A 25,645-nucleotide genomic window follows, 5' to 3' on the forward strand; every position below is an offset into this window, starting at 1 on the left:
AGTGAGCACGTCATTACGCTCAGCGTTCATGGACCACACCCTCCACGACCGACCCGGCCACCCTGTGTACGTCATCGGGGGCGGCCCCGGCGGGCTCGCCGTCGCCGCCGCCCTCCGCCGGCGGGGGGTGCGAGCCGTCGTCCTGGAGAAGTCGGACGCCGTCGGGGCCTCGTGGCGCTCCCACTACGACCGACTGCGGCTGCACACCACCCGTCGGCTCTCCGCGCTGCCGGGTCTCGCGATGCCCCGCTCCTTCGGCCGGTGGGTCGCCCGCGCGGACGTCGTGCGGTACCTGGAGAAGTACGCCGACTTCCATGAGCTGGAGATCGTGACGGGTGTGGAGGTCTCCCGCGTCGAGCGCGCCGAGGACGGGGAGAACTGGCTCCTGCACGCCACCGGCGGGCGCCGGCTCACCGGCAGGGCCGTGGTCGTGGCCACCGGGTACAACCACACCCCGCGCCTGCCCGACTGGCCGGGCCTCCCCTCGTACACCGGGGAACTCGCGCACGCGAGCGCGTACCGCGACCCCTCGCCCTACGCGGGCCGGGACGTGCTCGTCGTCGGCGCGGGGAACACCGGCGCGGAGATCGCGGCCGATCTCGCCGAGGGCGGGGCGGGGCGGGTGCGGCTCGCGGTGCGCACGGTGCCGCACATCGTGCGCCGCTCCACGGCGGGCTGGCCCGCGCAGCGCACGGGCATCCTGGTGCGGCGGCTGCCGGTGCGCCTGGTGGACGGGGCGGGTGCGCTGATGTGCCGGATCGCCGTACCGGACCTGTCGGAGCACGGCCTTCCGCGCCCGGACACGGGGTTGTACTCGCGGGTGCGCGAGGGGGCGATCCCAGTGCAGGACGTGGGCCTGATCGACGCCGTACGCTCCGGGAAGGTGGAGGTGGTCGCCGCGGTGGAGTCCTTCGAGGGGGACAAGGTCGTGCTCGCGGACGGGTCCCGGATCGGCCCGGACGCCGTGATCGCCGCGACCGGGTACCGCCGGGCCCTGGAACCCCTCGTCGGCCACCTGGGCGTGCTCGACGACCGGGGGCGGCCGGTGACCCACGGCGCCCGGACGTCCCGCCAGGCGCCGGGGCTCCACTTCACCGGGTTCACCAATCCGATCAGCGGGATGCTCCGGGAGATGGCGATCGACGCGGAGAAGATCGCGAAGCGGCTCGCCCGCTAGGGGTGTCTCGTCGATCAGGCCGGATCAGCGTGCGTGCCAGGCGTCGCGAGCCCGGCAAGATCGCTGCGCCTGGGGCCGAGGGGCAGCACGCGGAAGTACACCGACCTCATCGATGACCTGGCCGGTCTGCGCGGACTCGAGTTCATCGAGCGGCGGAAGCTGCTCGACCGCCGTCCGTCGAAGGCGCGGAAGATCACCGGCGGCCAGAGCGGCGCCCCCGCGCGGATCCTCGCCGGCTTCGCGTGGGGCACGGACGCGGACCGGAACGGGCGCTCCTGGATGCCGCAGGGCGTGACCACCAGTTACGACGCCTACGGCGCGGACCACCGGAACGCCGACCCCGAGGGCGCCGGGCGGAAGTGGCTGCTCGTCTCCTGGTACCTGGGCAAACCGGCCAGGGACGCCCGGGTCACGTTCGTCGACATCACGAACATGGACGACATCCGGTACCGGCACGTCAAACTGGTGGAGCCGTACCGGCGCGGGGGACGCACGGTGTACCGGCCCGTCACCTCCCACACGGGAGGGCTGGCCTGGTACCGCAACAAGCTGTTCGTCCCCGACACCCAGCGCGGCCTGCGGATGTTCGCCATGGACCAGCTGATGCGCCACACCTGGAACGGGGGCAGGTCGACGACGTACCTGCTGCCCCAGAGCGCGGCCTACGACAACAGCGGCACGGGGCTGACGTACTCGGCGGTGTCCCTGGACCGCACGAACGGCGAGAGCGAGATCTCGCTGGTGGTCAACGAGTTCCACCGCAAGAACGATCCGGACCCCCGGCCCAGGGGCGACGACCGCACGCCCCGCGTGGTGCGCTGGCGGCTCCTGCCCGACTCGGGGTGGATCGAGTCCGACGCCGCCGCCGAACGCGTCGTCGTCCCCGACGGCTGGAGTTCGCAGGGCGCCGCGCTGGTCGGCGGCACGTGCTACCTCTCGCAGAGCAGGGGGGACGAAACGCCCGGCTCCCTGCGGGCGTTCCCTCGGGGCAATCCCGCCCCGAGGGACGTCAGGCCTCTCGCGATCGGGTGCGAGGACCTGAGTTACGACGGTCAGCACGACGCCCTGTGGAGCCTGGGCGAGTACGCGCGCCTCCGCAGCGTCCACCTCGTGAGCCGATTCGCCTAGAGATCCGTCTGGTGATCCGTCCGGAGAGGGGACGTGCCCGGGGCGGAGATTCGCGCAGAGAGCCGTGACACGGACGGTTCCTGACATGCCGTCAGTTCTGTAATCTGACTGAGTGTCAGGTTGCAGAGGAGCGGACGATGCTTGGATCGACTCACGGCACCTTCACCACCGATCTCCGCGCCCGCGTGGTCGCCTGCGGAGAGCACCCCGGGACCCCGGGCACCGCCGTCCACGGCGTCACCGCCGTCGAGGGCGACCAGGACGTCAGCGGCCGGCCGCTGCACGCCCCCGTGCCCGATCTCGACCGGTTCTTCCGGCCCCGGTCCGTCGCCGTCGTCGGGGCCTCCGACGCCGAGGGGCGGCCCAACACCGGGATCACCCGGCAGCTCGTCGCCTGGGCCGAGCGGGTCGGCGCCGAGCTGGTGCCCGTGCACCCGACCCGTACCGCCGTCTTCGGGATTCCCTGCGTGCCGTCCGTCGGGGCGCTCGCCGCGACCCTCGCCGAGCCCGTCGACCTCGCCGTCCTGCTCGTCGCCGATCCGCTGCCCGTGATCGAGGAACTCGCCGAGGCGAAGGTGCGGTTCGCGGTCGCGTTCGCCTCCGGGTTCGCCGAGACCGGGCCTGAGGGCGCCGCCGCGCAGGAGCGGCTCGCCGAGGCGGTGCGGCGCTCCGGGATCCGGCTCCTGGGGCCCAACACCAACCTCAACGCCTTCGAGCGGTTCCGCGACGACCTCGACGGGCCGGCCATCGCGCTCATCACCCAGTCCGGACACCAGGGCCGGCCGGTCCACACCCTCCAGGAGCTCGGCATACGGCTCTCCCACTGGGCGCCCACCGGGAACGAGGCCGATCTGGAGACCGCCGACTTCATCTCGTACTTCTCCCAGCGGCCCGAGGTCGGGGCCATCGCCTGCTACGTCGAGGGGCTCAAGGACGGGCGGGCCTTCCTCCTCGCCGCCGACCGGGCCGCGCGCCAGGGGGTGCCGGTCGTGGCCGTGAAGGTCGGGCGCACCGAGACCGGGGCGCGGATGGCCGCCTCGCACACCGGCAAGCTGACCGGGGCGGACCAGGTGGTCGACGCGGCCATGCGGCAGTTCGGCGTGATCCGGGTCGACGGCCTCGACGAGCTCCAGGACACCGCCGCCCTCCTCGCCCGCGCCCGCAAGCCCGTCGCCGAAGGCGTCGTCGTGTACTCGATCTCGGGCGGCACCGGCGCGCACTTCTCCGACCTGGCCACGGCCGCCGGACTGCGGCTGCCGACCCTGTCGGAGGCCAAGCAGGCCGAGCTCCACCAGTGGATACCGGACCATCTCGGCGTGGCGAACCCCGTCGACAACGGCGGGCATCCGGTGGGCGACCTGCGTGGCCGGAAGATCATCGACGCGATCCTGGCCGACCCGTCCGTCGGCGTCCTCATCTGCCCGATCACCGGCCCGTTCCCGCCGATGAGCGACAAACTGGCCCAAGACCTGGTGGACGCGGCCGAGGCCACGGACAAGCTGGTGTGCGTCGTGTGGGGCTCGCCGGTGGGGACCGAGGCGGCCTACCGCGAGACGCTGCTCGGCTCCTCGCGCGTCGCCACCTTCCGCACCTTCTCCAACTGCATCGGGGCCGTGAAGTCCTACCTCGACCACCACCGCTTCACCACCGCCTACCGCTCCCCCTTCGACGAGGCCCCGCGCACCCCGTCCCCCTCCTTCCGCAAGGCGCGGGCGCTGATGCGGCCGGGCCGGCGGCTGAGCGAGCACGCGGCCAAGCAACTGCTGCGGGCGTACGGGATCCGGGTGCCGCGCGAGCAGTTGGTGACCAGCGCGGCGGCGGCGGTCCGGGCGGCCGGCCTGGTCGGCTATCCGGTGGTGATGAAGGCGTCCGGGGCGCAGCTCGCCCACAAGACCGAGCTGGGTCTGGTGAAGGTGGGGCTGACCTCGGCGAGCCAGGTCCGGGACGCGTACCGCGAGCTGACCGACATCGCCCGCTACGAGGGCGTCGACCTCGACGGCGTCCTGGTCTGCCAAATGGTCGGGCGCGGGGTCGAGATGGTGGTGGGCGTGACCCGCGACCCGCTCTTCGGGCCGACGGTCACCGTGGGCCTCGGGGGCGTCCTGGTCGAGGTCCTGCGGGACACGGCCGTACGCGTGCCGCCCTTCGGGGAGCGGCAGGCCCGGGACATGCTCGACGAGCTGCGCGGGCGGGCGCTGCTCGACGGCGTACGGGGGGCGCCGGCGGCGGACGTGGACGCGCTGGTGGAGGTGGTGCTGCGGGTGCAGCGGATGGCGCTGGAACTCGACGGCGACCTGGCCGAACTGGACATCAACCCGCTGATGGTGCTGCCGCGCGGGCAGGGGGCGGTGGCCCTGGACGCGCTCGCGGTGTGTCGCTGAGGAGGCTCCGAGTGGAAGACGTACCGCACGCCGTACTGCACGCCGTCGAGAACGGCGTCTCGTGGATCACGCTCAACCGTCCGGAGGCGATGAACGCCGTCACCCGGGACCAGCGGGAGCGGATCATCGCGCTGCTCGGGGACGCCTCCGCCGACCCGGGCGTACGGGCGGTGGTGCTGACGGCGACCGGGCGCGGGTTCTGCGCGGGCGCCGACCTGCGGGGGGCGCCCGCTTCCGGGGAGCGCGTGCCCGGTGATGTGGCGCGGACGATCCGGCTCGGAGCGCAGCGCCTGATCGGGGCCGTACTGGACTGCGAGAAGCCGGTGATCGCGGCGGTGAACGGGACGGCGGCGGGGATCGGGGCGCATCTGGCGTTCGCCTGTGATCTGGTGCTCGCGGCGGAGTCGGCGCGGTTCATCGAGGTGTTCGTGCGGCGGGGCCTGGTGCCGGACGGGGGCGGGGCGTATCTGCTGCCCCGGCTGGTCGGCCCGCAGCGGGCGAAGGAGCTGATGTTCTTCGGGGACGCGCTCCCGGCGGCGGACGCGCGGACCATGGGGCTGGTGAACCGGGTCGTCGCGGCGGAGGAGTTGGAGAAGACGGCGCGGGAGTGGGCCGAGCGGCTGGCGCGGGGGCCGACGCGGGCGCTGGCGCTCACCAAGCAGCTGGTGAACGCCTCCCTGGACGCGGACCGGGCGTCCGCCTTCGCGGCGGAGGCCGCGGCGCAGGAGATCAACATGGCGACGCGGGACGCGAACGAAGGCGTGGCGAGCTTCGTGGAGCGGCGTACTCCTCGGTACGAGGGCCGGTGAGGCCCGGCCACCCGCGTGCGGGTGGGCCTGCGGCGACGTAGGTTGTCCCCTCAACGTCTGTGACACGAGGGGAAGATGATGAGCGCTTTCGGTACGGATCCGGTCAGTCGACGGGGGCTCATACGGCTCGGCGGGGGCGCCGCCGCCGCCCTGGTGCTGGGCGGCGTCGCGGCCTCGCCGGCGCAGGCGCGGAGCCTGACCGGGGAAGCCGGCGTCACGGCACTGCCCGGGTCGCCGTCCTTCGACCTCAGTGACGGGTCGACCGCCGCGTTCATGCACAAGCAGGCCTGGTGCCCCACGGTGATGCAGTGCGCCGGCTACGACCACGTCAACAAGCACTGGTACGTCGCCCAGGTCATGTACAACCCGGGTGACGGGGTGTCCTACGCGACGCGCAAACGCGAGGGTGACATCGCCATCACCAAGCTGAGCGCGGACGGTTCGACCAAGCTCGGCCGGATGTATCTGCGCGGCTTCGGGCACGCCGCCCAGATCGGCATCGAGCCGACGGCGGCGGGCTCCGCTCCGTACATCTGGATCGAGTACGACTCGGAGCCGAACGCGGCCGGCGACACGGGCTTCGGCACCAAGCTGTGCCGCGTCAAGTACATGGGTCCGGCGGCCGACCAGCCGCCGCGGAGCTTCCACTGGGACGACCCGGAGGACCGCACGGCCATGAACTTCAAGGACCGTACGCCCGACCCGCTCAAGCTGCCGGGGGCCGGGACGACGCTGACCGCGCCGCGGCCGGTCGTCGACATGCAGCACCGCCGGCTGTTGGTGCGGTTCAACCGCAACGGGCAGCTGCAGTGCGCGGTCTGGGACCTGGACACGGCGGTCGCCGCCCCGCTGGGCGCGCCGCTGCACCACTTCGCGGACCTGCCCAGGCCGGTGCACTCCTCGCAGGGGTTCTGCCTCTACGGCTCGTACATGTACATGCTGGAGGGCGACGCGTACGCCAGTGGCGGGCCGACCGACACGACGGACGAGGGCACCACGTACATCACCAAGGTCGACCTGAACACGGGGGTCTCGGAGCGCGCTCTCACCCGCGCCCTGAAGAGCCTGGTCTACCGGGAGCCGGAGGGCATGAACATCATGCTCGTCCCCGACCCGGCCCGGCCCGGCGGTTACCTGCCCCGGCTGACGTTCGGCTTCGCCTCCGGGGAGTCGGGCGACCGCCGGGTGAACATCGCGTACAAGGACGCGCTGATCTGATCCGCGCGCGGCCGGGGGCGCCCGGGGATCCGGAGGGTCCAGGGGTCCGGAGGGTCCGGGGGTCTGGGGGTCCGGAGGGTTCCTATCTGACACTCCGTCAGTTTCAATGGTGAGGTGATGGGACACGCTGGGATGGCGGCCACCGCCGTCCGATACCTCAGGTCGGCCGGGGCGCCCACGGCCGTGGAGCACCGCCCGGGGCCACTGCTCCGGGCGGTACGGGACGACGAGCGGCTGCCCGTCGACCCGGCCGAGTTCCGGCGGGTGCTCGGCCACTTCGCGAGCGGGGTCACGGTCGTGACCGCCCAGGGCCCGGAGGGACCGGCGGGCTTCGCCTGCCAGTCCTTCGCCTCGCTGTCGCTGGACCCGCCGCTGGTCGCCTTCATGGTGGCGCGTACGTCGACGACCTGGCCGCACATCGCCCGGGCCGGCGCCTTCTGCGTGAACATCCTGGGGGCGGACCAGGGGGAGCTGTGCCTGGGCTTCGCGAGGAGCGGGGCCGACAAGTTCACGGGCGTGGCACACGCCCCGGCCCCCGTGACAGGCTCTCCCCGCCTGGACGGCGCCCCGGCCTGGATCGACTGCGTGATCGCCCAGGTGCACACGGGCGGGGACCACCTGATCGTGGTGGGGCGGGTGGAGGCCCTGGGGGCCGAGACGGAGGGCGCGCCGCTGCTCTTCCACCGGGGGCGGTTCGGGCGGTTCACGGCGTGACGATCGCATGGCGAGCGGCGACTGCACCCACGCGGCCCGGGTCCCGACGTCTCGCACGACGTGAACACCGGTCCTGGCCACTCCAAGGCCCACCCCTTCACTCTTTCGCGTAGTACACGCCGATCGGCATACGAACCCGAGTACGCTGCCCATAACGTCTGCGTTATGCCATGGGGAAGTGTCGAGGTCGAGCCGGAGGTAGAGAAGTGGTTCCTCGGGCTCAGCCACAACCACCGCGGTACCGTCGCGTTCTACGTCGACCTGCTCGCCGACCAGGGCGCGCACCTCGGCGAGCCGTACACCAAGCAGTTGTCCGGCAAGGTTCGGGAGCTGCGGTTCCACCTGGACGGCAACCCGGTCCGCGTCACCTACTGGATCGCATCCGGCCGGAGGATCATCCTCCTGACCGTGTTCCGGAAAACGCGGCAGCGGGAGACGGCCGAGGTCGAGCGGGCCGTGAAGGCGTGGGCGGAGTGTGTCGCGCAGGAGCACACAGTCGATGAGGGGTGATCGGATGAGCGACCGCGAGGACTGGGACGAGCTGCGAGACGAGGCCCTGGGCCACCCGGAGGCGCGGGCCTCCTACGAAGCCGCCCGGATTCGCTTCGAACTCGGCCGCGCGGTGCGCGAGCGCCGGGAGGAGCTGGGCATGACGCAGACCCAGCTCGCCCGCGCCGCCGGGCTCAAGCAGCCGGCGGTCGCCCGCTTCGAGTCAGGCGGCACCATGCCCACCCTGCCCCTCCTTGAACGTCTCGCCATCGCGCTCGGGATGCGTCTGCAGGTCGCATTCGAGCCCCTCGATCGAGCCGGCTGACCCCTGCCACGGTCTCAGGCAACGGCGCTCGGGGCGGTCGGGCTCTCTCGCCGCCGGATCACCAGTGCCATCAGGGCGGCCGCCGCGCACAAGCCGCCCGAGGCGTACCAGACGACGTCGTAGGAGCCGAAGACGTCCCGGGCCACACCGCCCGCGAAGGCGATCACGGCCGCGCCCACCTGGTGGGAGGCGAGGACCCAGCCGAAGACGATCGCGCTGTCGTCGCCGTAGTGCTCGCGGCACAGGGCGATCGTCGGCGGGACCGTCGCTACCCAGTCGAGGCCGTAGAAGACGATGAAGAAGACCATCGGCGGATGGACCGAGGGCGCGAGCAGCAGGGGCAGGAAGAGCAGGGACACGCCGCGCAGCGCGTAGTACACGGCCAGCAGGCGCCGGGACTCGAAGCGGTCGGTGAACCAGCCCGAGGCGATCGTGCCGACGACGTCGAAGACGCCGATGACGGCCAGGAGCGAGGCCGCCGCCGTGATCGGCATGCCGTGGTCATGGGCGGCGGGCACGAAGTGGGTCTTGACCAGGCCGTTCGTGGAGGCGCCACAGATCGCGAAGGTTCCGGCGAGCAGCCAGAACGGGCCGGTGCGGGCGGCCTTGAACAGTACGGTCACCGCCCGGCGGGCGGCGCCCGGCACCGGGGCCGGCTTCTCGGCGTACTCGCCGCCGTAGGGCGCGAGGCCGGCGTCCGCCGGGTGGTCGCGCAGCAGCAGCCAGACGAAGGGGACCACCGCGAGGGCCGCCAGGGCGACGGTCACCGAGGCCGGGCGCCAGCCGTGGTTCTCCACCAGCCAGCCCAGCAGCGGCAGGAAGACGAGCTGCCCGGAGGCGCCGGCGGCGGTGAGGATGCCGGTCACCAGGCCGCGCCGGGCGACGAACCACCGGTTGGTCACCGTCGCGGCGAACGCCAGCGCCATCGAGCCGCTGCCGAGACCGACGAGGACGCCCCAGAACAGCACGAGCTGCCAGGCCGCCGTCATCCACACGGTCAGCAGGGAGCCGAGGGCGATCACGCTCAGCGCGAGCGCGACGACCCGGCGGATGCCGAACCGGTCCATCAGCGCCGCGGCGAACGGCGCCGTCAGGCCGTACAGCGCGAGGTTCACCGAGACCGCGAACCCGATCGTGCCGCGCGACCAGGCGAAGTCGCGGTGCAGCGGTTCGATCAGAAGCCCGGGCAGCGAGGCGAAGGCCGCGGCGCCGATGATCGTGACGAAGGTGACGGCCGCGACGAACCAGGCACGGTGCACTCGCGGGGTGCGGCGGGGGACGGGCGGCGAGGGGGCGGTGGTGTCGGTTGTCTGGGTCACGTCACACAGCATCGTGAGTCGCGGCCGCCCCGACCACTGGCCCGGATGACAGCTTTCGCAAGGATCGGGCCAGAGACCGGGCCATGGGTCCGGACGGCGGGCCAAGGGCCGGGCCAGGGGTGGGGGGGCGGGCCAGGGACCGGGCCAGGGGTGGGGGCGGGCCAGGGACCGGGCCTGGGCTCGGCCCGAGGGCCGGCCCCGGGGCCCCGGCCGGGTGTCCGGGCCAGGAGCCTCACACCCTCGGCAGCGTCCTGATCGGCCGCACCACCAGCAACGCCACCACCACGAGCACGGCGATCCCCGCTCCCGCCAGCAGCACCTCCTCCGTCCCCACCGCCTCGGCCACCGGGCCCGCGAGCGTGCGGCCCGCGGCCATCATCAACAGCGAACCGGCCACGTCGTACGCGTGCATGCGGTTCAGCGCGTCCTGCGGCACATGCGTCTGGACCGAGGTCGACCACATCACCAGCCAGAACGCGAACGCCGCCCCGCCGAGGAACTGCCCCACGCCGAGGACCGCCACGGACGCGCCCGAGCCGAGCAGGACGAGGTTCACCGGGAGACCGAGCAGCGCCACCGCTCCGGCCGCCAGCGGGCGGCGCGGGCGCAGCCGCAGCGCGAGCAGACCGCCGACCGCGCTGCCCGCGCCGTTGACCGCCATCAACACGCCGTACGCCGCCGAGCCGTGGTCGCCGGTGACCAGGGTGGCGGTCAGCGGCACCATCGGGCCGGCGACCGTCAGTCCGTACACCGTCCAGATCGCGATGACTCCCCACAGCCAGCTCCGGGCCCTGAACTCCCGCCAGCCGACGGCCATCTCGGCGTGGAGCGAACCCCGCGCCGCCGTGTCGCCGGGGACCACGGGAATCCGCATCAGAGCGAGGCAGAGGGCGCTGACGGCGAAGGTCAGGCCGTTGGCGGCGAAGGCGGCTCCCGCGCCGGAGAGCGCGACGAGGAGGCCGGCCACGGCCGGTCCCGCCATGGTCATCAGGGACTCCACCACCCGCAGGACCGCGTTGGCGCGCTGCACGTCGGGGGCGATGCGCGGGATCGTGGAGGCGACCCCGGGCTGGAAGAGCGCGGCGCAGACGCCGCTGACGGCGGAGAGCGCGTACACGGTCCACAGGGGCGGGCTGCCGGTGGTGAAGGAGACGGCGAGGACGGCCGCGCCGGGCAGCCGCAGCACATCCGCGAGGATCATCATCCGGCGGGCGGTGAAGCGGTCCGCGAGGACGCCGCCGAAGACGACGAAGAGCGCGAAGGGGCCGATCCAGGCACCGAGGGCGTATCCGACGGAGGAGCCGGAGTGCCCCGCGCCGAGCAGTCCGGCGGCGAGGGCGACGGGCACCATGCCCTCGCCGAAGACGGCGGCCGCGCGAGCGATGAAGAAGAGGCGGAAGTTACGGTTCCAGAGGGCGGATTCCCCGACCGGTACGGGAATGGGCTCCCGGACCTCAGACTTGTACGAGTAGTGCTCCGATTGCTTGTCCGTCACGGACCCGACTTGTAGCAGCAAGTGGTCTGGACCACAAAGGGAATTTCTCGTGCCGCATCGCGTCGTCGTCCTCGCCCTGCCCGGCCTCCTCCCCTTCGAACTGGGCATTCCCCACCGGATCTTCGGCCGCGCCAAGGACTCCGCGGGCCGTCCGCTGTACGAGATCGTGACCTGCGCCCCGGTCGCCGGGCCGGTCCCCACGGACGCGGACTTCTCCGTCCACGTCGGCCACGGCCCCGAGGCGCTCGCGACGGCGGACACCGTCGTCGTCCCGGCCTCCTACGAACTCGGGCCGGTCTACGAGGAGGGGCGGCTGACCGAGGAGCTGGCCGCCGCCCTCGCGCGCATCCGGCCCGGTACGCGGCTGGTGTCCATCTGCACCGGCGGGTACGTCCTCGCCGCCGCCGGATACCTCGACGGCCGGCCCGCCACCACGCACTGGGCCTCGGCCGCGCACTTCCAGCGGCTCTTCCCGAGCGTGCGCGTCGACGCGGACGTCCTGTTCGTCGACGACGGGGACGTGCTGACCTCGGCGGGCGTGGCCGCGGGTCTCGACCTGTGCCTGCACATCGTGCGCAAGGACCACGGCACGGGCGTCGCCAACGAGGTGGCCCGCAGGACCGTCGTACCGCCGCACCGGGACGGCGGCCAGGCGCAGTACATCGAGCGCCCGCTGCCGGAGCCGGGGACGGCGACCACGACGGGGGCGCGGGCGTGGGCGCTGGCGCGGCTGCACGAGCCGATCCAGCTCCGGGACCTTGCGGCCCGGGAGTCCATGAGCGTACGGACGTTCACCCGCCGTTTCCGGGAGGAGGTGGGCGTCAGCCCCGGGCAGTGGCTGACCCAGCAGCGGGTGGAACGCGCCCGGCATCTCCTGGAGTCGACGGACCTGCCGGTCGACCAGGTCGCGCGGGACGCCGGTTTCGGCACCTCGCAGTCGCTGCGCTCCCACCTCCAGGCGGCGATCGGGGTGACGCCGAGGGCCTACCGCCGGACCTTCCGTGCGGGAGCGGTGGGCTGAGCGGTGGGGGCGGGAGCCTCGATACGCCGTTCGCCGAGGGCGCCGATCGCGGTCAGGACCAGCGTCAGCCCGACCCCGCACAAGATCGCCGTCGAGGGTGCGACCACCTTCAGCAGACCGCCCGCGAGCGTGCCGCTCGCCGCGTAACCCGCTCCCACGGCCGCGTACATCACGGAGTAGCCGGCCGCGAGCGCGCTCGGCGGGAGGATCTGGCGCAGCGCCAGGTTGCGGGTGAGCATGGCGGGGGCCTGGAGGAGACCGGCCAGGATCAGGGCGGTGGCGATCGCGCCCGCCGAGGGCAGCACGGCCATGAGGGCCACGCCCGCCGAGACACCGAGGATCAGCACGAGGGACTGGACCGGGAGCCGGCCGGGCCAGCTCCCCCGGAGCCCGTACACGAACGCCCCGACCGCCGAGCCGATCGAGAACCCGGCGAGGAGCGGCCCCGCCCAGCCGATGCCGATGGCGCGCTGCTCCAGGAGGGCGGGCAGGATCAGTTCGGCGAGGGCCAGCAGGGTCAGGCTTCCGGCACCCATGACGTACACCGGCCAGGCCCGCAGCAGGGTGCGGCGCATCGGCTCGCCGTGGTCCCGCTCCTCGGCCCGCCAGCCGGGCGGCAGCGCCCACAGGCCCGCGACGGAGGCGGCCATCAGCCCGCCCTGGAGCAGCAACGGTACGGCCGGGGTGACGCCGAGCGCCAGGCCGGTCGCGAGGGCGGGCGCCGCGGCCCAGATGGCGAAGGTGAGCACGGACTCCATGGAGAGCGCCTGGGTGACGGCCTTCTCCCGGACCATGGCGGTGAGCAGGGCGCGCAGTCCGCCGGGCGCGGCGGCGGGTCCGGCGCCCGCGAGGAAGGCGAGCAGGCCGAGGACGACGGGGTGGGCGTCGGCGGCGAGGCCGAGACCGGTGAAGGCGAGGGCGCCCACGGCGAGTCCGGCGACGAGGTGCGGCCGGGCCCGTTCGGCGTTCATCCGGATGCCGAGGACGGGAGCGGCGGCGATCTCACCGAGGACGTACACGGCGGCGAGGACCGCCCCGAGCGTGTACCCGCCCGGTCGCTCCCGCACGAGGAAGACCAGCGCGAGCGGCGCCATCGCCACCGGCAGGCGGGCGGCCACGGCGACGGCCGACCAGACGAGAACGGGGCGGGTGGCGAGCTCGCGGTAGGACATGGCCACGACCGTAACGGGCGGACGGTGAGGGGCAACCGCTTCACATGAACGTCAGCACCCCGCGCGCGACCCTTCCCTGTCCGGCGTCCTCGGCCGCCTTGGCGAAGTCCTCCACCGGGTACGTCGCGGTGACGAGTTCGTCGAGGAGGAGCAGGCCCCGGCGGTACAGCTCGGCGTAGAGGGCGATGTCCTTCTGCGGGCGCGAGGAGCCGTAGCGGCAGCCCAGGATCGACTTGTCCAGGAACATCGCGGCGGGCGCGAAGCTCGCCTCGGCGGTGGGGGACGTCATGCCGAGGAGGACGGCCTGGCCGTGCCGGTCGAGCAGGTCGACCGCGGTACGGACGAGGCCGGTGTGGCCGACGCACTCGAAGACGTGGTCGGCGCCGGTGGGAAGGATGTCCCTCACGCCGGCCGCGTCGGGGAGGAAGTGGGTGGCGCCGAAGCGGCGGGCGATCTCCTCCTTGGCGGGGTTGGTGTCGACGGCGACGACGGTGAGCGCGCCGGCGATCCGGGCGCCCTGGAGGACGTTGAGCCCGATGCCGCCGGTGCCGATGACGACGACGGTCTCGCCGCGGTCGACCTTGGCCCGGTTGAGTACGGCTCCGACGCCGGTGAGGACGCCGCAGCCCATGAGGGCGGCGGAGGTGAGGGGGATGTCGGAGGGGATCCGCACGGCCTGGACGGCCTTGACGACGGTCCGCTCGGCGAAGGAGGAGTTCGAGGCGAACTGGAAGAGGCGCTGCCCGCCGGGCCGGGAGAAGGGCTGTCCGGGCCGGCCGATCGCCTTGCGGCACATGGTGGGGCGGCCGCGGTCGCAGTCGGGGCAGGCGCCGCAGTTGGCGAGCGTGGAGAGGGCGACGTGGTCGCCGGGGGCGACATGGGTGACGCCGGGGCCGACGGCCTCGACGACTCCGGCGCCCTCGTGGCCGAGGACGACGGGGGCGGGGAAGGGGATGGTGCCGTCGACGACGGCCAGATCGCTGTGACAGAGCCCGGCGGCGCGTACGGCAACGCCCACTTCCCCGGGGCCGGGCTCGCGCACCTCCAGATCGTCCACGACCCGGACGTGCGTCCCGTCGAACACGACTCCACGCATGTGCGTCCCTTTCGTCCCTGGAGGCGGAGGAATCTCCTCCGACACCGTTGTGGGCACCCGTCCCGCGCTGCGGGACGATCGCCCACACGAAACCCCTACGCGTTCGGGCGGGCCCGCTCCGACGCCGCCCTCGCCATCTCCTCCAACCGCGCCAGCATCGGCATCGGGTCCACCCCCACCGTCCCCGGCAGGAAGTCCGCGATCCGTTCCGGGGTCCAGGAGCCCTCCGCGTACCCCGCCCGCAGCTCCCTCGGCTGCGCCCACACCGCGATCTTGGGCCCCGCGATCGTGTACACCTGGCCGGTGATCTTCTCCGCCCTCGCCCGCTCCGACAGCAGGTAGACGACGAGCGCCGCCACGTCCTCCGGTTCCCCGATCTCCTTCAGTTCCATGGGGACGTTCGCCGACATCCGGGTCCGCGCCACCGGCGCGACCGCGTTCGCCGTGACCCCGTACTTGTGCAGTCCGAGCGCCGCCGACCGCACCAGCGAGATGATGCCGCCCTTCGCCGCCGCGTAGTTGGCCTGGGCCACCGAGCCCTGGTGGTTGCCGCTGGTGAAGCCGATCAGCGTCCCGGCCCCCTGCTCGCGCATCACCGCCGAGGCCGCCCGGAAGACGGTGAAGGTGCCCTTCAGATGGGTGGCGACGACCGGGTCCCACTCCTCCTCGGACATGTTGAAGAGCATCCGCTCCCGCAGGATCCCGGCCACACACACGACCCCGTCGATCCGCCCGTACTCCGCGAGCGCCACGTCCACCACCCGCTGCCCGCCCGCCATCGTCGCGATGTCGTCGGCGACCGCGACCGCCGAACCGCCCGCCGCCTCGATCTCCTTGACGACGGAGAGCGCGATCTCCGACGTCGGCTCCCCGCCCTCGATGGAGACGCCGTAGTCGTTGACGACGACCTTCGCGCCCTCCGCCGCGCACGCGAGGGCGACCGCCCGGCCGATCCCCCGCCCCGCGCCCGTCACGGCGACGACCTTGCCTGCCAAGAAGTTCCCCACGCCCGGCCCCTTCCCGCATTTTCTGACGGTCCGTTAGATTCGTGCGTCAGCAGGATTCTACGACCCGTCAGATACCGGAGAACAAGACCCGCGGAGGCCCCGATGTCAGTTCACGCACCTCTGCCCCCGCCCCCGCCCCCGCCCCCGCCCCCGCCCCTGCCTCCCGAATTCCACGAGATCGCCGAGCGCGTGAACAACTGGGGCCGCTGGGGCCGGGACGACGAGATCGGGACGCTCAACCTGATCACCGACGAGGTGGTACGGGAGGCGACCCTGGGCGTCCGCACGGGGCTGCGCGTCCCGCTCGCCCTCGACCTGAAACAGGACGGTGTCCAGACCGGCATGATCCCCGGCCGGGTCAACCCGCTGCACGTCATGGTGCAGGTCAACCAGGAACTCTTCGGCCCCGGCACGGTCGCCACCAGCGACGACGCCGTGACCTTCGGGCTCCAGGCGGCCACCCACTGGGACGCGCTCACCCACGCCTCGCACTCGGGCAGGATCTACAACGGCCGCCCGGCCGCCACGATCACCCCGCACGGCCGCTCCGAGTTCAGCGGCATCCACACCGCCCGCCACATCGTCAGCCGTGGCGTCCTGCTGGACGTGGCCGCCGCCAAGGGGCTGGACCGGCTGCCCGGCGACCACGCCGTGACCCCCGAGGACCTGGACGAGGCGGCGGAGTTCGGCCGGGTGACCGTACGGGCGGGCGACATCGTTCTCGTACGGACCGGGCAGATGCGGCAGTACCTCGCCGGCGACAAGCACGGGTACGCCTTCCCGTCCCCCGGGCTCTCGATCCGCACACCCGAGTGGTTCCACGCCCGCGATGTCGCCGCCGTCGCCAACGACACACTCACCTTCGAGATCTTCCCCCCGGAGATCGAGAACCTCTGGCTGCCCGTGCACGCGCTCGACCTCGTCGAGATGGGGATGCTCCAAGGCCAGAACTGGAATCTGGAAAATCTGTCCACAGCCTGTGCACAGCGCGAGCAGTACGCCTTCCTGCTCTCCGCGATGCCCGAACCGTTCGTCGGCGGCACGGGCACACCGGTGGCCCCGGTCGCGATCCTCTGAACGCGCGGATGAACGCGCGGAGGGCTTCACGGGCGCCTTGACGGGTGGCGGCGCGCTCGCGCGCGCCCCGAGCACGGCGCGGCAGCCGCCACCCGGTCACGACCCGTACTCGTCGAGGGCTTCCGCCCTCGACTCCCCTCGCAACGAATCGCTCACCCTAGAGTGAACAAATCACCACGAACCGTCAACAGTGCGCCGCGGAAACAGAAGCCGAAGCGGAAGACGAAGCGGAGGAGGGGACGGAGGCGGACACGGAACGGCCGGCGGAGGGCGAGACCGTCGAGAGCGTCATCGGCGCCCCCCGGTCCACCTCGCACCAGATGCTCTTGCCGATGCCCTCGCGCCGCCAGCCCCACCGGTCGGCGAGGCCGTCCACCAGTTCCAGGCCGCGGCCGTTGGTGTCCTCGCCCTCCGCGTGGCGCGGCAGCGGCGGCCGGTCGCTCCGGTCGGCGACCTCGACCCGTACGGTCCCGGCCTCCGGAACGCCCGCACCGAACAGTATCCGCAGCACGGCCGGACAGCCTGTGTGCACCACGGCGTTGGTCACGAGCTCGGAGATGAGCAGCACCAGCGTCTCGGCCAGCGGCTCGTCATCCTCTATGCCCGATCCCGCGAGCCTCGAACGGGCCCATCGCCGGGCTCGTCCCACCTCTGCCGGGTCGGGCCCGACCTCCAACTGAACCTGAAGCACCTGCACCGTTCACACCATCCGAACCGGCGGACACATCGCCTCGCGCCTCACAGCCATCGACGCCCTTACGGAACGTGATTCCCTTGCGAGACAGCATGGTTGACGTACAGTCACCGCAACAAGCGCTTCAGGCATATTCCAGCGCGAAGGAGTACGCATGGTCCATACTGTGCGACGCACGCTGCGGGTAGTCGAACAAGGGCGCGTACAGCGCCTCCACGGGGCGCGAGCGGCGGGCATTCCCCGCGCCGGAGCCGCCGCACGGGCAACACCGGGACGAACCGGGCTCACAACCACTCGCATCCCACGGAGGGTACCGGAGCAGGGGCCCGACTCCGGGCCGTGACGGCCCTCCCGAAGGACACAACCCGATATCGACGCTCCGTGAGCGCCGGAGGCCCGGCGGCTACAGGGCGGCCGCCTCCATCTCCTCCAGGCGGGCCCTGGGCAGCCACCGCTCGGCCCGCACCCAGGCCCGCTTCAGGTGCAGATGGACATCGGACTCCCAGGTGAAGCCCATGCCGCCGTGCACCTGGAGACAGTCCCGGGCGCAGTCGACGGCCGCCTCGTCGGCGAGGAGTTTGGCCCCGGCGATCTCGACGGGGTCGCCGGTCACGGAGGCGGCGTAGACGGCGGCGCGGGCGACTTCCGTTCGTACGAGCATCCGCGCACACAGATGCTTGACGGCCTGGAACGCCCCGATCGGCTGCCCGAACTGCTTCCGTGTACGGGCGTACTCGACAGCCGTCTCGGTGGTGCGAGAGGCGCTTCCCACCTGCTCGGCAGCGGACAGCAGCGCACCCGTGGTGGTCATTCGTCTCAGGGCCCCCGCAACCACGGGACCGGGCAACCGGTGCAAGGGCGTCAGCGGATCGACCGACCGTACGGGCACGGCGCCGGTGACGTCACCGGTGACCACGTCCGCCTCCTCCAGCCACTCCACCAGCCCCCCGTCGGGAGCCGTCACGACCACCTCCCCCTCGGCCGCCCCTTCCACCTGCCCCGCCGCCGAGAACGTCGCGATCAACGGCCCCGGCAGCAGCGCCCTCCCCGCCTCCTCGAAGACGAGCACCGCCTCCGGCAGGCCGAGGCCGACCCCGCCCGCCTCCTCCGGCAGCCGCAGGGCGAAGAACCCGGCCGCGCCGAGTTCCCGCCACAGCCCGCGGTCCAGTGCGCCGCCGTCGACGGCCGCCCGGAGCGCGTCCCGGTCGAAGCGGCGCTCCAGAAGCTCCCGTACGCCCTTCTTGAGAGCCCGTTGATCGTCGGTGAGCCGGAAGTCCATGGGAGGGGTCACCGTCCCTTCGGCAGGCCGAGGATCCGCTCGGCGACGATGTTGCGCTGGATCTCGGAGGTGCCGGCCGCGATCGTGTACGAGAGCGAGGTCAGCCGGTCCCGGTTCCACTCGCGCCCCAGGTCGAGGGCGTCGGGGCCGAGGACGGCGGCGGCCGTGTCGTAGAGCTCCCGGCGGGCGTGGGAGTAGCGCAGCTTGAAGACGGAGCCGCCGGTCCCGGGCACCCCGCCCGTCGCCTCCGCCTCGCTGACGTTCCACTGGGTGAGCCGCCACAGCGCCCGGAACTCCGCGCTCAGCCGCCCGAGCCGCCGCCGGATCGCCGGGTCGTCCCAGGTGCCGTCGGACCGTGCCGCGCGGGCGAGTTCGCCGAGGAGGCGGCGGCAGGCGACGACCTCGCCGACGAAGGCGGTGCCGCGCTCGAAGGACAGCGTCACCATCGTGACGCGCCAGCCGTCGTTCTCCTCGCCGACCCGGTTCGCCACCGGTATCCGGACCTCGTCGAGGAACATCTCGGCGAACTCGGTGGAGCCGGCCAGGGTGCGCAGCGGCCGGACGGTGATGCCGGGGGTGTCCATGGGCAGGGCGAGCCAGCTGATGCCCCGGTGTCTCGCGGCGTCCGGGTCGGTGCGTACGAGCAGTTCGCACCAGTCGGCGACCTCGGCGTGCGAGGTCCAGATCTTGGAGCCGGAGACGACGTAGTGGTCGCCGTCCCGGACCGCCCTGGTGCGCAGCGAGGCGAGGTCGGAGCCGGCGTCCGGCTCGCTGAAGCCCTGGCACCACACCTCGTCGCCGCGCAGTACGGGCGGCAGCCAGCGGGCGCGCTGTCCTGGCGTCCCCTCGGCGGCGATGGTGGGCCCGGCGTGCAGCAGTCCGACGAAGTTGGCGCCGACGTAGGGGGCCCCGGCCCGCTCCGTCTCCTCCAGGAAGATCAGCCGCCGGGTCGGGGAGGCGTCCCAGTGCACGTCGGCGTACCCGGCCTCGTACAGCGTCCGCTGCCAGCCGCAGTCGTACGCGCGCCGGCCCGGCCAGTCCAGCGGGTCGGGCCTCGGCGGCAGCTTCGGCAGCGCGGTCGCGAGCCACTCCCGCAGCCGCGCGCGGAACTCCTCCTCCTCGTCGGTGTACGTGAGGTCCATCAGACGAGATCCAGGCCCAGCATCCGGATGGCGTTGCCGCGCATGAGTTTGTACACCGTCTCGTCGTCGAGGCCCTTGACGTGGTCGAGGGCGACTTCCTTGGTGTGCGGGAAGGTGGAGTCGACGTGGGGGTAGTCGGTCTCGAAGGTGGCGTTGTCCCGGCCCACCACGTCCAGCGAGGCGATGCCGTGCTTGTCGCGGAAGAAGCAGCAGAAGATCTGCCGGTAGTAGTACGTGGAGGGCGGCTCGGGGATCAGATCGCGGACGCCGCCCCAGGCGCGGTGCTCCTCCCACACGTCGTCGGCGCGTTCGAGGGCGTACGGGATCCAGCCCATCTGGCCCTCGCTGTAGGCGAGCTTCAGCGTCGGGAACTTCACGAGTACGCCGCTGAAGAGGAAGTCCATCATCGAGGCCATGGCGTTGTTGAAGCTGAGCGACGCCTGGACGGCCGGCGGGGCGTCGGGGGACGCGGCCGGCATCTGCGACGACGACCCGATGTGCATGTTGACGACGGTGCCGGTCTCCTGGCAGACGGCGAAGAACGGGTCCCAGTAGCCGGAGTGGATCGACGGCAGCCCGAGGTGGGTGGGGATCTCGGAGAAGGTGACGGCCTTCACGCCCCGGGCGGCGTTGCGGCGGATCTCGGCGACGGCCAGGCCGATGTCCCAGAGCGGGATGATGCAGAGCGGGACGAGCCGGCCGCCGCTGTCGCCGCACCACTCCTCGACCATCCAGTCGTTGTAGGCGCGGACGCAGGCGAGGGCGACCTCCTTGTCGTGCGCCTCGGCGAAGGTCTGGCCGCAGAAGCGCGGGAAGGTGGGGAAGCAGAGGGACGCCTCGACGTGGTTGAGGTCCATGTCCTTGAGCCGCTCGGCCGGGTCCCAGCAGCCGGGCCGCATCTCCTCCCGTGTGATCCCTTCCAGGGTCATGTCGTCGCGGTCGAAGCCGACGGCGGCGATGTTGCGCTTGTACGGGAACTTCAGGTCCTCGTAGATCCACCAGTCGGTCGGCGGGCCGTCGGGGTCCATCGTGATCTGGTACTTCCCGCCGACATAGGCGAGCTCGCCGATCCCGGCGGTCAGGGGCTTCGGTCCGCGGTCGCGGTACTCGGCGGGGAGCCAGGTCTCGAAGAGGTGAGCGGGCTCGATCACATGGTCGTCGACGCTGATGATGCGGGGCAGTTCGGTCATGAACCCACTCCCATTTCTGATGGCCCGTCAGATACCGTCGGATCTCAGGCTAGCTCCGCACCCCTGGACCGACAAGCGGCGGACCTCTACGCTCTCCGCACGATCTGACATACCGTCAGCTAGGGGAGTCGTCGTGACCGACACCGCACACGCCCTGGGCGAGTCCCGCACCCTCTGGGAGCTCGTCGACCGCCGCGCCGCCCTCACCCCCGACCGGCCCGTGCTCCTCCAGGGCGACCGGGCCCTCACCTTCGGCGAGCTGCGCGACCGCGCCGAGCGCTGCGCCGCCGGCCTGTACGGGAGGGGCGTCCGTCCCGGCACCGTCGTCGCCTGGCAGCTGCCCACCCGGATCGAGACCGCGGTGCTCACCTTCGCGCTGGCCCGCGTCGGAGCCGTACAGTCACCGGTCATCCCCTTCTACCGCGACCGCGAGGTCGGCTTCGCCCTGCGCGAGTCCAAGGCCGAGTTCTTCGCCGTACCCGGGGTGTGGCGCGGCTTCGACCACACGGAGATGGCACGGCGGCTCGGGGCGCGCGGCGTCTTCGAGGCGTACGACTCCCTTCCCGACGGCGACCCCGCGGTCCTGCCGCCCCCGCCCTCGTCGGGCACGGACGTGCGCTGGATCTACTGGACCTCGGGCACGACCTCCGACCCCAAGGGAGTCCTGCACACCGACCGCTCCCTGATCGCGGGCGGCTCCTGCCTCGCGCACGCGCTGCGCCTGACCGGCGACGACGTGGGCTCGATGGCCTTCCCGTACGCGCACATCGGCGGCCCCGACTACACCGTGATGCTGCTGCTGTACGGCTTCCCGGCGGTGATGTTCGAGCAGTTCGCGCTGCCGGACGCGCTGGAGGAGTACCGCGAGCACGGAGTGACGGTGGCCGGCGGATCCACCGCCTTCTACTCGATGTTCCTGACCGAGCAGCGCAAGCGGCCCGGTGAGCCGATCATCCCGACCCTCCGGCTCCTCGCGGGCGGCGGAGCGCCGAAACCGCCGGAGGTCTACCACGCGGTGGTACGGGAGATGGGCTGCCAGCTCACCCACGGCTACGGCATGACCGAGGTCCCGATGATCACGATGGGGTCGCCGGACGACACCGCCGAGAACCTGGCGACGACGGAGGGCCGGCCGCCGGCGGGCATGGAGATACGGATCACGGAGGGGGGCGAGGTGCGCCTGCGGGGCGAGGCCGTCTGCCAGGGCTATCTGGACCCGGCGCAGACGGCGGCCGCCTTCGACGAGGACGGCTTCCTGATCACCGGCGACCTCGGGCACCTGACCGCGAGCGGGCACCTGGTCCTCACCGGCCGGCTCAAGGACGTCATCATCCGCAAGGGTGAGAACATCTCCGCCAAGGAGATCGAGGACCTCCTCCACCGGCACCCGGAGGTCGGCGACGTGGCCGTCATCGGCCTCCCGGACGCCGAACGCGGCGAGCGGGTGTGCGCGGTCGTCGAACAACCGCCGGGGGCCGGGCCCCTGACCCTCGCGACGCTGACGGACTTCCTGCGCGGCGAGGGCCTCTCCGTGCACAAGCTGCCGGAACAACTGGAGCTGGTGGAGGCCCTGCCGCGCAACGAGACCCTGCGCAAGGTCCTCAAGTACAAACTGCGCGAGCGCTACGCGTCACAGCGGGGCTAGCCGGAAGAGGCTGCGGTTCTCCTGCCCGGCGAGCACCCGCATGGAAGCGTGGTGGTGCGTGGGCTCCGGGGAGCCGCCGACCGCTGCGTGAGCGGTCAGTCGCCGGCCGGGGGCAAGGCAGAACGGGTGGCCCTCGGGGTCGGTGAGGACGATCCACTGGCCCTCCCCCGGCTGGAAATCGGGCCGGGACGCACCCAGGCCGAGCAGCTCCTCGGCCGCGGGATCGAATCCCACCCCGCGTCGGACACGCTGTTCTCGCTCGCCCAGCTCCTCGGCGTCTCCCCCTACCGCCTGAGCCGGGCCTTCCCGCGCGAACTCGGCGTGACGGTGACCCACTACCGCCAGCGCGTCCGCATCGGCAGGGCCCTCGACCGCCGGGAGGCCGGCGAGGACAGCCTCGGCACCCTCGCCGCCGACCTCGGCTACGCCGACCAGGCCCACCTCACCCGCACCATGCGCCAGTACCTCGGCAGCACACCGGCGGCCCTTCGCCGTCTGCTCACCCCGGCGCAGTCGACGGGGACGACGCCTACGGCATGCCGGGAAGGCGAACCGTGACGAGGAGACCGCCGGCGGGGCGTGCGACGAGGTCGAGGGTCCCGTCGTGGGCGCGGACGATGCTGTGCACGATGGCAAGGCCGAGGCCGACGCCGGCGTGCTCGTCGGTGCGTACGCGTTCCGTTCCGCGCTGGAAGGGTTCGGTGAGGGTCGGCACCAGTTCCGGCGGGAGCGGATGACCCGTGTTCTCGACCCGCACCACGCTCGCGTCGCCCTGCGCTCCGGTGTGGACCGTCACGGTGCCGCCGGCGGGGAGGTTGTGGACGATCGCGTTCTGGACGAGGTTCGTCATCATCCGCAGCAGGAGTTCCGCGGAGCCGCTGGTCCGTGTCGCTCCGCCGGTGACGTCGAGCGTGATCCCGCGCTGTTCGGCGAGGGGGAGCAGGGTTTCGGCGGCCTCTTCGGCGACGAGGGAGAGGTCGACGCTCTCGCGGGTGAAGTTCCCGCGATCGCTGCGGCTGAGCAGCAGGAGGGCCTCGGTGAGGTCGATCGCGCGCGTATTGACAGCCCGCAGGCGTTCGAAGAGTTCGTCCCGGTCCCGCGTGGGGTCCCTACGGGCGACGTCGAGCAGCGTCTGCGAGATGGCCAGCGGGGTGCGCAGTTCGTGGGAGGCGTTCGCGGCGAACCTCTGCTGCTCGGCGACGTGCGACCCGAGTTGTTCGAGCATCGTGTCGAACGCGTCCGCGAGTTCACGGAATTCGTCCTGGCGGCCTTCCATCCGGATCCGGTGGGACAGCGATCCGCTCCCGGCCCTCCGTGCCGCGGCCGTGATCCGTGTGAGCGGTGCGAGCATCCGGCCGGCGAGGATCCATCCCCCGACGAGGCCGAACACGAGCAGGAACCCCATCGCCACGGCCGCGGCGGGGAAGAAGGTGCGCACCAGGAGGTAGCGGTTGGGCGAGATCCCCAAAAGGCCCTGGGGGTTGTCGGGTACGTAGCGCAGCAGGAACCCCCAGACCACGGCCAGCAGGAGAGCACCGGCGACAGCGAGGAACCCGGCGTAGCTGAGGGTGAGTTTCAGTCGGATGCTGAGCCCTGGGCGTCTACGCATCCGTACGGCCGGGTCGGATGGCGTCGAGGCCGGTGTCCGGGCCGGTGTCGATGCGGTAGCCGACACCCGGCACCGTAGCGATGATCCATGGTTCGCCGAGCCGTTTGCGCAATGCCGAGACGGTGATGCGGACCGCGTTGGTGAAGGGGTCGGCGTTCTCGTCCCAGGCCCGTTCCAACAGCTCTTCGGCGCTGACGACCCCGCCTTCGGCGGCGACGAGGACTTCGAGCACGGCGAACTGTTTACGGGTGAGCGCGACGTAGCGTCCGTCGCGGAAGACCTCCCGGCGGAAGGGGTCGAGACGCAGGCCCGCGATCTCGCGGACCGGGGGCCGGGCGTACGCGCGCCTGCGGTCGAGCGCCCGCAGCCGCAGGACGAGCTCCCGCAGCTCGAACGGTTTGGTGAGGTAGTCGTCCGCACCGAGCTCGAACCCGGACGCCTTGTCGTCGATCCGGTCGGCGGCGGTGAGCATGAGGATCGGGATGCCGCTGCCGGAGGCGACGATGCGCCGGGCGACCTCGTCGCCGGAGGGGCCGGGGATGTCGCGGTCCAGGACCGCGAGGTCGTAGGAGTGGACGCTGAGCAGTTCCAGGGCGGAGTCACCGTCACCGGCGATGTCGGCGGCGATCGCCTCCAGCCGGAGACCGTCACGGACGGCTTCGGCCAGGTAGGGCTCGTCCTCCACGATCAGTACGCGCATGGCCGAAGCCTAAGCAGCACGACATATCGCCGCCGTATGCGAAGACGTGTGCGTACCGGACACGCGACTCAGCCCGCCGGTGCCGGCGCCGGCGCGGGGCGGGGCTGGTCCGACGGCGCTTCCGCCGTACCGCGCCACCAGCGGCGCGACGCCAGCGCGGCCAGCACGGCGCCGGCGGCGTTCACCAGTACGTCGTCCACGGAGGACACCCGGTCGAGCCGCAGGACGTACTGTGCGGTCTCGACCAGGACCGAGCAGCCCGCCCCGAGGGCCAGGATGCGCGGCAGGGACGCCAGCACCGCGAACCGCATCGGGGCGAAGAACCCCAGCGACGCGAAGACCAGCAGGTTGCCCACGATCCCGAGCGACCCCATCGTGACCAGGTCCCGCAGCGGAACCAGGCTCACCCGGGCGGGGACGACACCGGCCCCGCCGCCCGGCATCATGGTCAGCCACAGGAACGGCACCGTCCCGTGGACCATGCCCACCTCGGCCAGCGACCTCCGCCACGCCCCTGTGACGCCGGCGGCACGCCGTCGACGCGCCAGAGCCCACGCCACCAGCACCGCCAACGGCAGCGTGACCAGCGTCATGAGCACCACGCCGTTGAACGTGCCGAAGCAGCCGTGCCACCGCCCGGCCAGGCACATCGGAGCGGACATCATGAGCGGCCGCCGCAGGACGAACAGGACGCTCGCCAGGCCGAGGACCGCCAGGCCGAGCAGCACGATCCCGCGCGTGCGGCGGGGCGGTGCCGACAGGGACGCGTTGTGGTTCATGCCCCCCATTGGAGACGCGGGGCCGTTGCGGAGGCGTATGCGATTTTCGATACGCCCGCGATACACGGAGTCCCCGGCATCGAACCTAGGGGGTGTCTCGTCGATCAGGACGGATCAGCGAGCGGTGTCTGGTGCGTGCGATCGCAAGGCGGAGGAGGGAGTCCACGCGGAGCGTCGAC

24 protein-coding genes and 1 pseudogene are annotated in these 25,645 nt (G+C 72.3%); 12 read left to right on the forward strand and 13 right to left on the reverse strand.

Going from position 1 to position 25,645, the window contains the following annotated elements; translation table 11 throughout:
* The first annotated feature begins 28 nt into the window (after positions 1–28).
* The 8 genes from ABZY12_RS27200 (at position 29) to ABZY12_RS27235 (ending at position 8,241) form a co-directional block, all read left to right on the forward strand.
* Positions 29–1,177: an NAD(P)/FAD-dependent oxidoreductase gene (locus ABZY12_RS27200; RefSeq protein WP_356894767.1), complete on the forward strand. Its 1,149-nt coding sequence runs from the start codon at positions 29–31 to the stop codon at positions 1,175–1,177.
* A gap of 33 nt (positions 1,178–1,210) precedes the next feature.
* Positions 1,211–2,305: a hypothetical protein gene (locus ABZY12_RS27205; protein ID WP_356894769.1), complete on the forward strand. Its 1,095-nt coding sequence runs from the start codon at positions 1,211–1,213 to the stop codon at positions 2,303–2,305.
* A gap of 137 nt (positions 2,306–2,442) precedes the next feature.
* Positions 2,443–4,686 carry an acetate--CoA ligase family protein gene (locus tag ABZY12_RS27210; protein WP_356894771.1) on the forward strand — a complete coding sequence of 748 codons (2,244 nt, stop codon included), beginning with the start codon at positions 2,443–2,445 and terminating at the stop codon, positions 4,684–4,686.
* An 89-nt stretch (positions 4,687–4,775) separates the two neighbouring features.
* The gene (locus ABZY12_RS27215; RefSeq protein WP_356894809.1) at positions 4,776–5,495 is read left to right on the forward strand and encodes an enoyl-CoA hydratase-related protein; all 720 of its coding nucleotides are present in this window, start codon (positions 4,776–4,778) and stop codon (positions 5,493–5,495) included.
* 78 nt (positions 5,496–5,573) lie between these two features.
* Positions 5,574–6,713: a hypothetical protein gene (locus tag ABZY12_RS27220; protein WP_356894773.1), complete on the forward strand. Its 1,140-nt coding sequence runs from the start codon at positions 5,574–5,576 to the stop codon at positions 6,711–6,713.
* A gap of 132 nt (positions 6,714–6,845) precedes the next feature.
* On the forward strand, positions 6,846–7,427 hold the full coding sequence (locus tag ABZY12_RS27225) for a flavin reductase family protein (protein ID WP_356894811.1): 582 nt from the start codon (positions 6,846–6,848) through the stop codon (positions 7,425–7,427).
* A gap of 165 nt (positions 7,428–7,592) precedes the next feature.
* Positions 7,593–7,937, forward strand: coding sequence for a type II toxin-antitoxin system RelE/ParE family toxin (locus ABZY12_RS27230; protein WP_356894775.1), 345 nt, complete (start codon positions 7,593–7,595; stop codon positions 7,935–7,937).
* 4 nt (positions 7,938–7,941) lie between these two features.
* Entirely contained in the window at positions 7,942–8,241 is a 300-nt protein-coding gene (locus ABZY12_RS27235; protein ID WP_356894777.1) for a helix-turn-helix transcriptional regulator, read from the forward strand.
* A gap of 14 nt (positions 8,242–8,255) precedes the next feature.
* Here the strand turns inward: ABZY12_RS27235 and ABZY12_RS27240 are convergent, their stop codons facing one another.
* Positions 8,256–9,572 (reverse strand): MFS transporter, encoded by a 1,317-nt coding sequence (locus ABZY12_RS27240; RefSeq protein WP_356894779.1) that lies wholly within the window; start codon positions 9,570–9,572, stop codon positions 8,256–8,258.
* A 220-nt stretch (positions 9,573–9,792) separates the two neighbouring features.
* Positions 9,793–11,001 (reverse strand): MFS transporter, encoded by a 1,209-nt coding sequence (locus tag ABZY12_RS27245; RefSeq protein WP_356894813.1) that lies wholly within the window; start codon positions 10,999–11,001, stop codon positions 9,793–9,795.
* A gap of 103 nt (positions 11,002–11,104) precedes the next feature.
* Here ABZY12_RS27245 and ABZY12_RS27250 point away from each other — a divergent pair, with 103 nt between their 5' ends.
* Entirely contained in the window at positions 11,105–12,076 is a 972-nt protein-coding gene (locus tag ABZY12_RS27250; RefSeq protein WP_356894781.1) for a helix-turn-helix domain-containing protein, read from the forward strand.
* Here the strand turns inward: ABZY12_RS27250 and ABZY12_RS27255 are convergent.
* The 3 genes from ABZY12_RS27255 to ABZY12_RS27265 form a co-directional block, all read right to left on the reverse strand.
* Positions 12,040–13,248: an MFS transporter gene (locus ABZY12_RS27255; RefSeq protein ID WP_356894783.1), complete on the reverse strand. Its 1,209-nt coding sequence runs from the start codon at positions 13,246–13,248 to the stop codon at positions 12,040–12,042. The two genes, ABZY12_RS27250 and ABZY12_RS27255, sit on opposite strands and share 37 nt — an antisense overlap.
* A 40-nt stretch (positions 13,249–13,288) precedes the next feature.
* Positions 13,289–14,344 (reverse strand): Zn-dependent alcohol dehydrogenase, encoded by a 1,056-nt coding sequence (locus ABZY12_RS27260; RefSeq protein ID WP_356894785.1) that lies wholly within the window; start codon positions 14,342–14,344, stop codon positions 13,289–13,291.
* 95 nt (positions 14,345–14,439) lie between these two features.
* Complete coding sequence (locus ABZY12_RS27265; RefSeq protein ID WP_356894787.1) at positions 14,440–15,351, reverse strand: SDR family oxidoreductase; 912 nt, start codon at positions 15,349–15,351, stop codon at positions 14,440–14,442.
* A gap of 102 nt (positions 15,352–15,453) precedes the next feature.
* On the opposite strand from ABZY12_RS27265, the gene ABZY12_RS27270 reads away from it, so the two are divergent.
* Positions 15,454–16,428 (forward strand): cyclase family protein, encoded by a 975-nt coding sequence (locus ABZY12_RS27270; protein WP_356894789.1) that lies wholly within the window; start codon positions 15,454–15,456, stop codon positions 16,426–16,428.
* 184 nt (positions 16,429–16,612) lie between these two features.
* On the opposite strand, the gene ABZY12_RS27275 is transcribed toward ABZY12_RS27270, so the two are convergent.
* From ABZY12_RS27275 to ABZY12_RS27290, 4 genes are all read right to left on the reverse strand, one after another.
* Positions 16,613–17,125 (reverse strand): ATP-binding protein, encoded by a 513-nt coding sequence (locus ABZY12_RS27275; RefSeq protein WP_356894791.1) that lies wholly within the window; start codon positions 17,123–17,125, stop codon positions 16,613–16,615.
* A gap of 400 nt (positions 17,126–17,525) precedes the next feature.
* A complete protein-coding gene (locus ABZY12_RS27280) occupies positions 17,526–18,401 on the reverse strand; it encodes an acyl-CoA dehydrogenase family protein (RefSeq protein WP_356894793.1) in 876 nt (291 codons plus the stop codon).
* A gap of 8 nt (positions 18,402–18,409) precedes the next feature.
* Positions 18,410–19,543 carry an acyl-CoA dehydrogenase gene (locus tag ABZY12_RS27285; protein WP_356894795.1) on the reverse strand — a complete coding sequence of 378 codons (1,134 nt, stop codon included), beginning with the start codon at positions 19,541–19,543 and terminating at the stop codon, positions 18,410–18,412.
* The gene (locus tag ABZY12_RS27290; protein WP_356894797.1) at positions 19,543–20,733 is read right to left on the reverse strand and encodes an amidohydrolase family protein; all 1,191 of its coding nucleotides are present in this window, start codon (positions 20,731–20,733) and stop codon (positions 19,543–19,545) included. Before ABZY12_RS27290 ends, ABZY12_RS27285 begins: the two co-directional genes overlap by 1 nt.
* Positions 20,734–20,866: 133 nt before the next feature.
* Between ABZY12_RS27290 and ABZY12_RS27295 the strand changes: the two genes are divergently transcribed.
* Positions 20,867–22,378 (forward strand): AMP-binding protein, encoded by a 1,512-nt coding sequence (locus ABZY12_RS27295; protein WP_356894799.1) that lies wholly within the window; start codon positions 20,867–20,869, stop codon positions 22,376–22,378.
* A gap of 111 nt (positions 22,379–22,489) precedes the next feature.
* On the opposite strand, the pseudogene ABZY12_RS27300 reads toward ABZY12_RS27295, so the two are convergent.
* A pseudogene (locus ABZY12_RS27300) lies at positions 22,490–22,585 on the reverse strand (VOC family protein); the annotation flags it as partial.
* Between the two features lie 42 nt (positions 22,586–22,627).
* On the opposite strand from ABZY12_RS27300, the gene ABZY12_RS27305 reads away from it, so the two are divergent.
* The gene (locus tag ABZY12_RS27305; protein ID WP_356894815.1) at positions 22,628–22,936 is read left to right on the forward strand and encodes a helix-turn-helix domain-containing protein; all 309 of its coding nucleotides are present in this window, start codon (positions 22,628–22,630) and stop codon (positions 22,934–22,936) included.
* Here ABZY12_RS27305 and ABZY12_RS27310 read toward each other — a convergent pair.
* The 3 genes from ABZY12_RS27310 to ABZY12_RS27320 form a co-directional block, all read right to left on the reverse strand.
* Positions 22,908–23,987 (reverse strand): HAMP domain-containing sensor histidine kinase, encoded by a 1,080-nt coding sequence (locus ABZY12_RS27310; protein ID WP_356894801.1) that lies wholly within the window; start codon positions 23,985–23,987, stop codon positions 22,908–22,910. The two genes, ABZY12_RS27305 and ABZY12_RS27310, sit on opposite strands and share 29 nt — an antisense overlap.
* Positions 23,980–24,687 (reverse strand): response regulator transcription factor, encoded by a 708-nt coding sequence (locus ABZY12_RS27315; protein WP_356894803.1) that lies wholly within the window; start codon positions 24,685–24,687, stop codon positions 23,980–23,982. Before ABZY12_RS27315 ends, ABZY12_RS27310 begins: the two co-directional genes overlap by 8 nt.
* A 68-nt stretch (positions 24,688–24,755) precedes the next feature.
* On the reverse strand, positions 24,756–25,466 hold the full coding sequence (locus ABZY12_RS27320) for a VanZ family protein (RefSeq protein WP_356894805.1): 711 nt from the start codon (positions 25,464–25,466) through the stop codon (positions 24,756–24,758).
* Positions 25,467–25,645 lie beyond the last annotated feature (179 nt).

Origin of the sequence: Streptomyces sp. NPDC006551 (assembly GCF_040611675.1) — a bacterium.
Classification (GTDB): Bacteria; Actinomycetota; Actinomycetes; order Streptomycetales; family Streptomycetaceae; genus Streptomyces.

Excerpts from the sequence above, each read along its gene's own strand:
- ABZY12_RS27270 (WP_356894789.1), top strand. The coding sequence starts at position 15,454 with ATGTCAGTTCACGCACCTCTGCCCCCGCCCCCGCCCCCGCCCCCGCCC.
- ABZY12_RS27290 (WP_356894797.1), bottom strand. The coding sequence starts at position 20,733 with ATGACCGAACTGCCCCGCATCATCAGCGTCGACGACCATGTGATCGAG.
- ABZY12_RS27240 (WP_356894779.1), bottom strand. The coding sequence starts at position 9,572 with ATGCTGTGTGACGTGACCCAGACAACCGACACCACCGCCCCCTCGCCG.
- ABZY12_RS27225 (WP_356894811.1), top strand. The coding sequence starts at position 6,846 with ATGGCGGCCACCGCCGTCCGATACCTCAGGTCGGCCGGGGCGCCCACG.
- ABZY12_RS27285 (WP_356894795.1), bottom strand. The coding sequence starts at position 19,543 with ATGGACCTCACGTACACCGACGAGGAGGAGGAGTTCCGCGCGCGGCTG.
- ABZY12_RS27200 (WP_356894767.1), top strand. The coding sequence starts at position 29 with ATGGACCACACCCTCCACGACCGACCCGGCCACCCTGTGTACGTCATC.
- ABZY12_RS27210 (WP_356894771.1), top strand. The coding sequence starts at position 2,443 with ATGCTTGGATCGACTCACGGCACCTTCACCACCGATCTCCGCGCCCGC.
- ABZY12_RS27215 (WP_356894809.1), top strand. The coding sequence starts at position 4,776 with ATGAACGCCGTCACCCGGGACCAGCGGGAGCGGATCATCGCGCTGCTC.
- ABZY12_RS27280 (WP_356894793.1), bottom strand. The coding sequence starts at position 18,401 with ATGGACTTCCGGCTCACCGACGATCAACGGGCTCTCAAGAAGGGCGTA.
- ABZY12_RS27260 (WP_356894785.1), bottom strand. The coding sequence starts at position 14,344 with ATGCGTGGAGTCGTGTTCGACGGGACGCACGTCCGGGTCGTGGACGAT.
- ABZY12_RS27255 (WP_356894783.1), bottom strand. The coding sequence starts at position 13,248 with ATGTCCTACCGCGAGCTCGCCACCCGCCCCGTTCTCGTCTGGTCGGCC.
- ABZY12_RS27220 (WP_356894773.1), top strand. The coding sequence starts at position 5,574 with ATGAGCGCTTTCGGTACGGATCCGGTCAGTCGACGGGGGCTCATACGG.
- ABZY12_RS27310 (WP_356894801.1), bottom strand. The coding sequence starts at position 23,987 with ATGCGTAGACGCCCAGGGCTCAGCATCCGACTGAAACTCACCCTCAGC.
- ABZY12_RS27235 (WP_356894777.1), top strand. The coding sequence starts at position 7,942 with ATGAGCGACCGCGAGGACTGGGACGAGCTGCGAGACGAGGCCCTGGGC.
- ABZY12_RS27315 (WP_356894803.1), bottom strand. The coding sequence starts at position 24,687 with ATGCGCGTACTGATCGTGGAGGACGAGCCCTACCTGGCCGAAGCCGTC.
- ABZY12_RS27320 (WP_356894805.1), bottom strand. The coding sequence starts at position 25,466 with ATGAACCACAACGCGTCCCTGTCGGCACCGCCCCGCCGCACGCGCGGG.
- ABZY12_RS27230 (WP_356894775.1), top strand. The coding sequence starts at position 7,593 with ATGCCATGGGGAAGTGTCGAGGTCGAGCCGGAGGTAGAGAAGTGGTTC.